Source organism: Rhizobium sp. TBD182 (assembly GCF_001950375.1).
In the GTDB taxonomy this organism is placed as follows: Bacteria; Pseudomonadota; Alphaproteobacteria; order Rhizobiales; family Rhizobiaceae; genus Agrobacterium; species Agrobacterium tumefaciens.
Window position 1 is genome coordinate 468 of sequence record NZ_BDLN01000021.1, and the last position, 10,844, is coordinate 11,311.

Consider the following 10,844-nt stretch of genomic DNA (forward strand, 5'->3'; position numbering starts at 1 on the left):
AATGTGAGAACCATCCTTCCGGAGCGCTTAAAGAAATAGAGGCCCTGAAGATGGCGTCCCTCTCCTTGCCGCGGACAACAGGGGATCACAAACAGCAGGAAAACGCAGGCCCGTGCGAATATTCCGCGAGCGGGGAACCGTTCGTCCTTCCACGCATTCAATGACCTGACGGACTTTTCCCCTGTACGAGCGCACCTCTATCATCGTCACGACAAACCTTGCTTTCGGTGAATGGCCGTCGGTGTTTGGCGATGCGAAGATGACAACCGCACTCCTCGACCGTCTCACCCATCACCGCGAAATCGTGGAAACCGGAAACGAATCTTGGCGCTTCAAAAACCGCTCTCAAAGCTAAAGCCGAAGATACCCATCACCCGCACTTGGCCTACCCTCTGCAATCCCGGCCAGCGCCGGGCAGGCCAAGCGCTGATCGCATACAGGGGGACAAAATTGGACGCCGATACGGGAGACGCGGACAGTTTCTTGAGGGTGGTCGACGGCACCACGGACCGCGTCGTAATCGAAGCCGCAAGTTGGAGCAGATCGTCCCATTGGTCGAGAATTAGGGTGGTGTTGATCGGCGCCCCGATGTGGTTCGAAAGCGCCGGATATGCGCTCTTCTCGAACGTGTGGAACTTCCGGTCTTTGAGATTGCGCAGTCGCGGTGAGAACCGCTTTCCGATCAAGGCGAACAGCCCGAAGAAATGATCACTGGCACCCCCTTTGTCGGTAAAAGTGTTCATGGATGTCGAGGACCGTGTCCTGATCGAAGAGCCCATCGAGCACATAGGCCGCCTCGCTGTCGGTGGGACTGATGGGCAAAATGCTGAAGTAGCCGTATTGATCTGACAGATGGCTATAGAGTTTCGATCCGGGTTCGTTGCCGTAATGCAAATTGATGTCTCCGCGTTTTGCGGCTCGGTCGCTCGCTCGGAAGAATTGACCGTCTGAGGAAGATGTCGTGCCGTTGCCCCAAAGGCGGGAATGCGGATGGCGGGTGTGTGCATCGGTAATAGAATGCTTGCGCAGCACGGTATGTCTCGGATCGGGCGTGGAAAGTGCGCATCCAGCCTATCTGGTGAGCGCTGATCCCCTTGGATGCGCCCGCCATTCGTTTCAGGCCGAGGTTAGTCGCGACGGCCAGTACGGTGGCGGCAACGCTATGACGCCGCAGAGCCCTTCTGGGAGGATATTGCGCTGATGCGCTCGCTCAACATGGCGTATCACGCCTCACTCTTGCCGGCGGGGACGGACACTACGTTCTACGACGTCGGACGCGTCGTCTCCCTCTGGGTCAGCGCGTTTGAGATCCTCGTGCATCCCGGCGGAAGTGACCAAGCCAACCGGGATAGGTGTTCGAGATGATCGAGCGCACGCCTTGGTCAATTCCCGCGAGCGGCCAGCTCGCGCACGATACGGGTGGCAAAACCAAGGTGAAGCGCACCTTAGCATCGTGGCTCTACCAAGTGCTCTATGAATGCCGAAACGACTTCCTCCACGGCAACCCGGTCGATCGCAGCAATCTCGTCCTTTCCACGCCGCAGCGGACGATCTTTGAATATGCCGCACCGCTTTACCGCATCGCGCTGACTGCATTTCTGCCGCCCACCGACGCAGAACCCATGCCGTCGGCTGACGATCCAAATGCCTTCGCCGCCTACATCGCCGACCACATGGACCTCATGGGGCCGCAGAGAAATGCCGAGGAAGCCCTCCTCACCGCGACACGGCCACCGGCCGAACGCGGCGCGCGCCGTCCCAGGGTCACCCGACCAGCGCCCTAATCGTTTGACTCAGCATCCGGCTCCGCGATCAGCTCTTCCGCCAGTTCCGAAAGCCATGGCGAGACGTCATCAATCCGCACCGCGTAGGAGTGGGCCGCGTAATAGTCTCTGGCGGTCCGAAACGTCTCGCCGAAGCGCCCAGAAAACATCTTCTGCAGCTTGTCATTCCGGCTCAGCACGCTCGATAGCGCCCGGCCGCCTCGCAAAAACTTCAGCGCGTGCTCCGTTCCGAGGAGGTAGAGGTGCTTCCGTTTCGCCGTAGGATGCTCCGCGAGCAGCAGATAATCCTTGAACAACGAATTCTGACGGATCGATTCCGCGCCGCCCCGCCATCGAATGAACTTGAATTCGGCGACCCGCAGATTGGTCTCCAGATCAAAATCCCTTCCGGTGTTGCCAGCGCCGAGGGACACATATTCCACCCGCTCATCCGGTTCGAGGATGTGTGGAAGGCACAACAGGATGCCGAGCGCATGGATCGTGACGTTGATTTGGCTCCCCAGGCGCTTCATCTCCGCCGCCGCAGCCAGCGCCTCTCGACCCGCCCCCGCGCTTTCGAGAAAGCTTGCACAGCCCTCCGCCGTTACGCCGCGAACCCCTCTCTCGATTCGCGCGAGCGTCTGTGTCAGGTCCGGACCCGTGAACCGCGCGAGCAGCTCGCCAATGTCTGCTGGGCCAGTCGTCACGCGCGCACCCGACCGGCGGGACGAAGCCGTTCGATCTGATTGTAGTTGATCACCGCCGCTTCGGCGCCGATGACCGGAAAGCGGCTGACGACGTAATGCACGACCTTGTCCATACCCAGTTCCTGCTTGAGAAGATGCTCGCGGCCGCGCTCCTTTTTCAGCGCTCGCGAATAGTAATTCGTCAGAGACCGATTATACCGGACGAACAGTTTCCGTTCAGCTTCGATCTTCGAGAGATCGATCCAGTTGTTCTTGCATTGGATGTTGAAAATGACACCGTCGTGCGTAGCGACGACGTCGAATTCCTTTCGATTGATGCGCTTGATATTCGTGACGGTGAAGCCCATGCTCTCCAAGTCACGCTTGACCATGTCCTCAAAAATAAAGCCCGCGTGAATCTGAAAGCGTCGGCGGCTGCCGAGGTGGACATTCTTGAACGCGTATAGGAAGCGCGACAGCAGATTTACGTTCGAAACAACGCGATCGCCCAAGTCCAGAAACGGTTGATAGGCGTTGGTGTTGGTTGCGTAGTCCGAAGGTACGTTCACCAAAAGCGTCTCGAGTTCAGCGGGATCCAACTCGTGCTGCGCGCGCAGCATCGAGCGAAACTTATCCTTCTCGATCTCGACATAGTAATCGTCTCGGGAATATCGGGCAAAGGCGACCACCAGCACGCCCATGGCGGAAAAATCGGAATCCTTGAGGCCGAACGCCTCATAGGTCGCGCCGATCAGCTTGACGCCGTTGCGCAGTTCGGCTGTCGAGAAAATCTTCCGGCCATCCACCGGTTCCATGGTCGGCATTATGAACTGATCGCCGCGCAGCTCGGCCATGACGTGGATCGACGCACGTTCCGGCTCAAGAAAATAATCGTCCAAGGTCTCAAAATCGTGGCTGGCCATCGCGCCAATACCGTCGACCTCCAGGCTGAAATCCGGCAGGGCCTCGAGCAGCGCAAGCTTATGGTGAAAGCCGGTGATGGCGATGCAGCTATGCTCGACCTGGGGCAGAAGGACGGTCAGCGCGTCATAGGGCTGAAGAACCAGAGAGCCGGAACACGCATGGGGCATGGTGTAGAGCAGCGAGACGAAGTGCCGTCGCCGCGACTGAAAATAATCGACAGCCCCGCCGATCGTGTCGAGCGTGATGCTGGCGCTACGAGGGTCCTGGCCATGCGCGGCAAAGGCCACACCCATTGCCCCGGCGTACAGCATGATCCGCGTGAATCGGGCAACAACCGATGGTTCGAGATAGGGCGCGAGCGCCTGACGCACGGCCAACCATGTCGGACCCGGATTTGAAACAAACGCGCCGTCCAATCGGATTGCGCACAACCAAGCTCGAAGCCGAACGTCGGCGATCCCGAATCTCGGCAGATTGATGAATTCCTCGACGGCCCGGATCGTCTCATGCCATGCCGCCACCGCATTATCTCGCCGATACTGCGCGAGGACGGAGAACACGCCGTGGCCGTGCGCAGCCAACTGGCTTTCGATCAGGGCCCTAGCTTCATTTCCCGATATCGTCCGCATGATGCTTGGTGTCCTTGCAGGAACCGAGACCCTTCGTCGAGGCTGAGGTCGTTGCCTTTCGAGCGATGGATCTTCGGTTGCTATTTGAACTTTCATTACGGTTATGCCACCAAGTATTCAAATGCATTTGGGCACACTTGGACATGAATTCTTCAATCATCCTCGGCAACAATTTGCCACCCCTCCCTGAAGAATTACTCGTCGCCAGAGATCGCGGTGAGGTATTGTTTATCGTAGGAGCTGGCGCATCATACCCGCCTCCATCCTCATTGCCTGACTTTGGAGGCCTTGTTGCCGACATTTATGCGGAGGTAGACGCGGCGATGAAGGGGCCGCTAACAGAACTTCGAAAGCCAAAACCATTGGAATGGGACAAGATACCCGGCATGCTGACCCATCAGCAGCGCACAGAGCTCAAGTTTTTTGCCCAACATGAATATGACGCTGTCCTAGGAATGCTGGAGCGTCGGATCGACGGCGACCCGAGCAAGATGAGCACATTGCGTCGTGCAGCTCGCAAGGTCCTCGAGCGGACAATCGAACCCAATCCCTTGCACTCGGCTCTGGTGCGACTTGGCCAGCGTTTTGGCCAGACCCTGCTGGTCACAACGAATTTCGACCGCCTTCTCAGCATTGCCGCAAAGAAGGACAAATATTCGGGAGACGCTTTCGCCCTCGGTGAAATTCCGAACCCCAGTCGTAGCACGGAGTTCGCCGGCATCCTGCACATTCATGGAATGCTGCCGCTCAAGTCTCAGCGCGGTTCCGAACTGATCCTCACCGACCAGGACTTTGGAGATGCATATCTAAGACGGCACATGATTACCTCGTTCCTGTATGACGCGGCGCGCATCTTCCATCTCGTGCTAGTCGGCTATAGCGCCAATGATTCGCCCGTCCGCTATCTTTTAAACGCGATCGCGGCGGATGAGCGGCATTTCGTCGATCTGAAACCGCGCTATGCCTTCGTCGGCTGTGACCCCACCGATGCACGAACTTCCGTCGAGTGGCAGTCGCGCGGCATCACTCCTATTACCTACGACAAGGCAGACAACCATAAAGCGCTCGGTATGGTGTTATCGCGCTGGGCAGAGATTATTCCTGACAAGCGCAATACCTCTCGGGTCGAGAAGCACCTTGCTTCGATCGCAAAGCTCGATCCCGATACACCCGAGGGGCAGGCCGGACAGTCATTCATTCGCTACTATGTGGGACGGTCGAATCCGACAGAACAAGCGGAACTCAGCAGGCTTCTTGCCTCCAAGAACGCGTCACCGAAGTGGCTCGCGTTCCTCAATCAACTTGTTCGAGAAACGGCGCGGGGCAGATAGATGAGAACCGTCAAACTTTCCGATATCGACGCGAGAATTGCACAAAACACCCGCACTTTCGCGCTAGAGCGATTGACCGATCGCGAATTCCTGGAATGGGCTCGCCTGCTCCGCTCCGATCAAGTCGCAGAACGAGCAGCCTTGCGGGATCTCCTCGACTTCCGCATCAAGGATCTTGCCGAGCCTTACGCCAAAGCCTGGCAATATCTGTTCGAGTTCTGGGATGCGCCATTCGCCGAGACATCCTACGATCGGCTTCTACTGAAGCGCGATCTGAAGTCCAGGGCCAGCCAGAGCGAGACCATCAGTCTAATCGTGTCGGCGGTGAGGCCATGGATCAGGCTGGAGAGCGCGCGAAAATACGAAGCCTTTGGTCATAAGCGTGCGAGGCATCCAAAGACTATTGGCGATATCTTTTGGGTTTCCATGGAAGGTGGAGAGTCACTCACACCCGATGAACTCGACCTAAAAAATAACGAGGACCGCGATTTCCTGTTTGAGCTTGCTCTAGCTCTCAACGCGAGCTTGCTCAGTGGGTTAAACCAGGCCCGCCGCATCGGGATGATCGCAGGAGATGCGGATGCAACGACGTGGCTCGTTCATCGAGTCTACTTCGTGCCACCCGAGCAATATCCGGAAGGCGGCGGAGAGCCGGATCGTTATAAGAAAGGTTTCGCTCCCACTACAAAGCTTTTGTTCGCGACGGTTGAGCAGCTTGCGAAAATAGATCAAAAGGCGGCTCTTCGTGCAATTTCCTCGTGGGATGTTGATCGTTGGAAGCTGTACAAACGCCTATGGGCGGCCGCCGCGCGGGAAGCCTGCTTGGTTGGCGCCTCCGAAGTTGCCGATTTTCTTGTGAACTTGGATGACCGTGAGTTTTGGTGGACGGATGCGTTTCCGGAATTCGCCGAGCTGCGCGCGCTCCGATGGCCTTCTCTTCCCGATCTCGTCCGAGAGCGGCTGGAGCGGCGATTGATCAAAGGGGAGCCGCCTGCCCGCTTGATGAAACGACTGGGCAAGGAAGAGGCCCTGCAGGCCGTTACCCGCCGAAGCATGATAGAGATGCAAAGGATAAAGGTTGCCGGAGGGAAGCTCTCGGAGGCCGCCGATAATTGGTTGGAAAACGCCCGTTCTGCCCAAACGCCGCAAGCCCCTGTAACAGCAGTGACACAAGGCTTTAGTATAGGTGTCAGAACGGTCGTAGAAAACACGGTTAGTGATCCAACCTTCGACAATATTCCCTCCTCAAGACTGATCGAAGAATTAGCACGACACCTCAGCGACGAAGGTTGGGACAGCAGGGGCCGAGCCGCGTCGGATTATATCGGCCGCAACCCCAGTTTGATGCTCGACTTGCTTTCCGATGCTGCCTATACGCCGGCGAGAGCGAAGGTCTGGCAGGCGTTGGGGTATAGTTTCCGACCGGTGGACCTCAATGCGACCCGCGCAACGGCGACGCCTGAAGACATGGCACTTGTTCCGAGCGCTCTCAGAATGTGCACGGTGATCGCCAGCACAGACACGAAAATCCTTGATGCGGCTCTGTCCGGTCTCACATCCTGGATCAGCACGTGGGATCGTCTGCTCAACGGGGAAGACAACTATATCGGAGCATGGCTGACGCTTTGGCCGCTGGCCGTCGTTCAGACCAACAGGTCGCCGAAGATCGATACCCCGCTACGCGACCGGTCGTTCTCGACTCCGGTTGGTAATCTCGTTGACGGATTCATTCGATCCATACCCAATTTCAAGCCCGGAACCTTGGCGCGAGAACCTTGGTCGGACGTGCTTGTCGCGTTGGCGGAGGCGACCGGGGAAGCCGCACTTCAGGCTGGCTACCAGCTTATGATGTTCTTCGACTATTTCTGGTCAGCGGATCGGGACTGGGTCAAGAAACACCTGCTTGCCCCGCTCTTGGACGCGAAGGCATCAAGTCTCGAGTTGTGGCAAGCTTTTGCGGAGACCGAGCATTTGCCGGCCCGCGAAGTTTTGAAAGAGGTTGGCTCGCGAATGATCGAAGTGGCAGCAGGTAGCGAACTTCCTGGTGATATTCGAGGCGCGCTGGCGCAGCGGTCGATCTTTGCCACGATCATTGATATGCGCGACGGACAACCGGCGGTGATCCCCCCCGCCCTTATCCAGCAAATGCTGCGGATCGGAGGAGACACGGTCCGGGCTAGGGCTTTGCGGGCTATGAAAAAATATTTGAAGGAGCTGAGGGGCGCGCCACAGCCGCCAGAGAACCGCTTCACGTTGATCAAGGAGCTTTTTGAAAACGTATGGCCGAAGGAGCTGACGTTGTCGTCTCCCACGCTGTCTGACGCACTCGCCGATTTTCCGGCAGCCGCTGGCCCAAATTTCGCAGATGCCGCTGACCTTATCCTTCCCTTCCTGACGCCATTCCAGTGCTGGTCGCTTTGGGAGTATGGCGTACTAGGTCGCTCAGAAAACGGAAACACAATAGGCGGCGTTGATACGCCCCGAGATGCGGCCGCATTCCTCGCAATCCTTGATAAGACAGTCGGATCAGAGGAAGGGGCGGTTATTCCCAATGGGTTGGACCGCGCGCTGCGCCACATCTCTGAAAGAAATCCTCGTTTGGAAAGCGACGTCCGCTATCAGCGGCTGCTGACGCTATCGCGTCGCTAGACCCACCACTTGTTCGACGACGCGGCGGGAAAGCTTGTTGCGGAAACCGAATTCCACGGAGGAAAGGTGAGGAGGCAAACCGAGTGTGGATGAGATAGTGTGACCGCAATTCGACCACTTAAGATTTCAAATGGCTGCCACGACCACGGGTACTCTGTGGTTGGCCTGGTGTCAGTGGGGACGACGGCTCTTCTCAACGATCTCGATTTATGGCACGGCGGGCGGCGATCGGTAGGGGGTCTAACACTAGTTGATGCTGAAACGCGGGCGAGCCTTTATGGACAACTCAAGGCCCAGGAATGATCGCGGGGGCATTTCTAGAAAAGCACAGTAAAAAGCGGTAATGGGTCTATTGCTTTTCCAGGCGAGCGGTGCCACCAATTTAACGTAGAAGTAGTGTTGTAAGCGGAGGGGGCTTTGGCACACGTTACGTTCATTCACGGGATTGGCAACAAGCCGTCTGCCGATAGCCTGCACCAAATTTGGATGCGCAATCTTGCGTCCGGTAGTGACGGAATTGACCTTGGCGCTGAGGGCATTACCTCCTCTATGGTCTATTGGGCCGATGTACTTTACCCAGAACCGGATACCAATGTCGCTGCATATGAAAGCCTTAGCGGCATGACACCGAAAGAGGTGGATGCCGATGGCCAAACCAGAACGCCCTTAAGTTCCACAAGTGAGGAAGCCTCGTTCATAAGCGGACTGGCGCTGAAAATCGGTGGCACGCTCGCAGCAGCGGAGGCTGTCGAGAGCATTCCGCCCAATCGTAACCTCGAAGGCTTACCTTACGAACGAGTGCCTCTCCCCTGGCCTATCAAGAAGGCGTTTCTCGAGACCTTTCTGCGGGACGTCCACCACTATCTATTTAATGTACGTTTTTCTCCAACGTCAGACACCACCTACTATGTTCAGGATGAGATAAGGCGCCGGTTTGTCGATGCCCTGGATGTAGGGAATAAGAAGACTGGCCCGCATATCGTCGTTAGCCACAGCATGGGAACGGTCGTCGCATACGACTGCCTAAAACGCGTGAAGAAAACGAAAGGGGTCGACGCACTAGTGACGATCGGAAGCCCACTTGGACTTGACGAAATCCAGGACAAGCTCCGTCCGGAATGGACCCGACCTAACGGATTTCCAGCTGAGAAAGTCGCCGGCTCTTGGGTCAACGTTTTCGACAGACTGGACCCTGTCGCAGGTTTTGACCCTTTCTTCGCAAACGACTTCCAGGTTGAGGGTAAAGCCCGCGTCGATGATGTAGAAGTGTCGAATTCGGGGGCGTGGCGCCACTCTGTCGTCAAATATCTTCGGGCCGCCCCACTGCGTTCGAAACTGTCCGCGCTCCTTGGCATCTGAGAGGCCGGACAATGGCTCGTGCCCCTCTTGATCCCGATCAGCCAACGCGAAGTCTGGTGAGTGACATTGCCAAGAGGCTGCGGACGTTTGACGCGGCATCACTTCTCACCGCAGCGGATCATATTGCAAAGCTGGACAAGCGAGGCGCCCTTGCGAGTGTTGTCGACTTCCTCGCCGAGCACGATGTCGTCGAGATAGTCAATAAGGGCTTGCAGGTGCAGAAGGTTCTCGACGATGGCTTGACTGGCGGTGCGTCAGCCCTCGTTGAACTTGTCGCGGAACACGATCCTAATGAGACGATGGCCCAGGCGGTTCGCGCCCGCGCCTGGAAAGAGCTTGCACTTAAAGCATCCGATGTCGGCGGGACAATAGCACAAGAAACGATGACTCGAGCGTTTAACGAGTACAAATCGGTATATGATATGGACCCTGAGCGACGCGTGCGGGCCGGACTTAACTTGATAGGGCTTTCCACGCTTGCAGCAGGAATGCGTCTTTCCCTCCCAGAGGACATCGACCGTGTTCGTGTAGCAAGTGGCTTGCTAGAAGATCTCAACAAGACCCCGCAGATACAGAGAGGGCCGGAGTTTCATGCGTCGCGCGCCGAGGCATTTGTTGCGTTACGTGACATCGACAGCGCGCAAGCGGAAATTGCCACGATTATCCAAACGCCAGCGCTGAGTGTCGAGATGCTTGGCGCTTTCACGAACCAGCTCAAGAACCTCTGGAGACTTGCAGACCAGAGCGAGCAGGGCGCCGGGATCATCAAGGCTCTTACTGCTGCCCGCGTCGCCGGGGATTTTACCACCGCAAAGCTTCCCGCAGATGACATCAAGGAGCTCGCTACCTCGCCATCGCCGCCCACCTCGCAATTGGAGGCAATCCTCGGACCTGACGGCCCACAGACGTACGACTGGTTCAAACTTGGAATGGAAACCTCGCAATCAGTCGGTGTGGTTCGGATTTCCGGAGTGAACAAACGGGTTGGAACGGGGTTCGTTGTTCGTGGCGGCGACATCATACCGTCACTCGGGGACGAACTCTGCGTAATGACCAACTCCCATGTTGTGAGCGAGGTTGCCGAAGATGAAGGGATCAGTACAGACGAAGCAGAAATTGTCTTCGACGCCATCGATAAGACCAAACCCTATCGGTTTTCGCAGATTGAGCGCTCTTGGCGGCGGACGCACCTTGACACAACAATCCTTCGCTTCAAAGGGACCGCCCCGCCTGCATCTCCGCTCAGTTTTGCAAAAAACCTGCCTCTAAGGGACGGAAAGCAACGGGTTTATGTGATCGGCTATCCAAACGGTGGCGATCTCTCGATTTCACTTCACAACAACATTCTGCTGGATCACGAGGGGCCGAACGAGGGCACGCCTCCAGACAAGTCTGTTTGCCGGGTGCAATACAGCACTCCTACAGAACACGGTAAGCCTCCGGTGAAGGCCACAGGTCAGGCAGCTTGAGCGTTGACGGTCGGCGGCGTCCAATTCCACGGAA

At 57.0% G+C, this 10,844-nt stretch carries 7 protein-coding genes and 2 pseudogenes; 6 read left to right on the forward strand and 3 right to left on the reverse strand.

Going from position 1 to position 10,844, the window contains the following annotated elements; genetic code table 11:
• Positions 1 to 181: 181 nt before the first annotated feature.
• Positions 182 to 355: pseudogene (locus T18_RS25970) on the forward strand (ATP-binding protein); the annotation flags it as partial.
• A gap of 109 nt (positions 356 to 464) precedes the next feature.
• Here T18_RS25970 and T18_RS25975 read toward each other — a convergent pair.
• Positions 465 to 1,162, reverse strand: a pseudogene (locus tag T18_RS25975) (Tn3 family transposase); the annotation flags it as partial.
• 199 nt (positions 1,163 to 1,361) lie between these two features.
• Here T18_RS25975 and T18_RS25980 point away from each other — a divergent pair.
• Positions 1,362 to 1,784: a hypothetical protein gene (locus T18_RS25980; protein ID WP_233284953.1), complete on the forward strand. Its 423-nt coding sequence runs from the start codon at positions 1,362 to 1,364 to the stop codon at positions 1,782 to 1,784.
• On the opposite strand, the gene T18_RS25985 is transcribed toward T18_RS25980, so the two are convergent.
• Both T18_RS25985 and T18_RS25990 read right to left on the reverse strand, forming a co-directional pair.
• Positions 1,781 to 2,470 carry a hypothetical protein gene (locus tag T18_RS25985; RefSeq protein WP_038493380.1) on the reverse strand — a complete coding sequence of 230 codons (690 nt, stop codon included), beginning with the start codon at positions 2,468 to 2,470 and terminating at the stop codon, positions 1,781 to 1,783. The two genes, T18_RS25980 and T18_RS25985, sit on opposite strands and share 4 nt — an antisense overlap.
• Entirely contained in the window at positions 2,467 to 4,002 is a 1,536-nt protein-coding gene (locus T18_RS25990) for a hypothetical protein (RefSeq protein WP_038493383.1), read from the reverse strand. Before T18_RS25990 ends, T18_RS25985 begins: the two co-directional genes overlap by 4 nt.
• A 143-nt stretch (positions 4,003 to 4,145) precedes the next feature.
• On the opposite strand from T18_RS25990, the gene T18_RS25995 reads away from it, so the two are divergent.
• From T18_RS25995 to T18_RS26010, 4 genes are all read left to right on the forward strand, one after another.
• Positions 4,146 to 5,333: an SIR2 family protein gene (locus tag T18_RS25995; RefSeq protein ID WP_158319041.1), complete on the forward strand. Its 1,188-nt coding sequence runs from the start codon at positions 4,146 to 4,148 to the stop codon at positions 5,331 to 5,333.
• Entirely contained in the window at positions 5,334 to 7,982 is a 2,649-nt protein-coding gene (locus T18_RS26000; protein WP_038493389.1) for a hypothetical protein, read from the forward strand.
• A gap of 417 nt (positions 7,983 to 8,399) precedes the next feature.
• The gene (locus T18_RS26005) at positions 8,400 to 9,341 is read left to right on the forward strand and encodes a hypothetical protein (RefSeq protein WP_038493392.1); all 942 of its coding nucleotides are present in this window, start codon (positions 8,400 to 8,402) and stop codon (positions 9,339 to 9,341) included.
• A gap of 56 nt (positions 9,342 to 9,397) precedes the next feature.
• Positions 9,398 to 10,810 (forward strand): S1 family peptidase, encoded by a 1,413-nt coding sequence (locus T18_RS26010; RefSeq protein ID WP_158319863.1) that lies wholly within the window; start codon positions 9,398 to 9,400, stop codon positions 10,808 to 10,810.
• Positions 10,811 to 10,844: the final 34 nt, after the last annotated feature.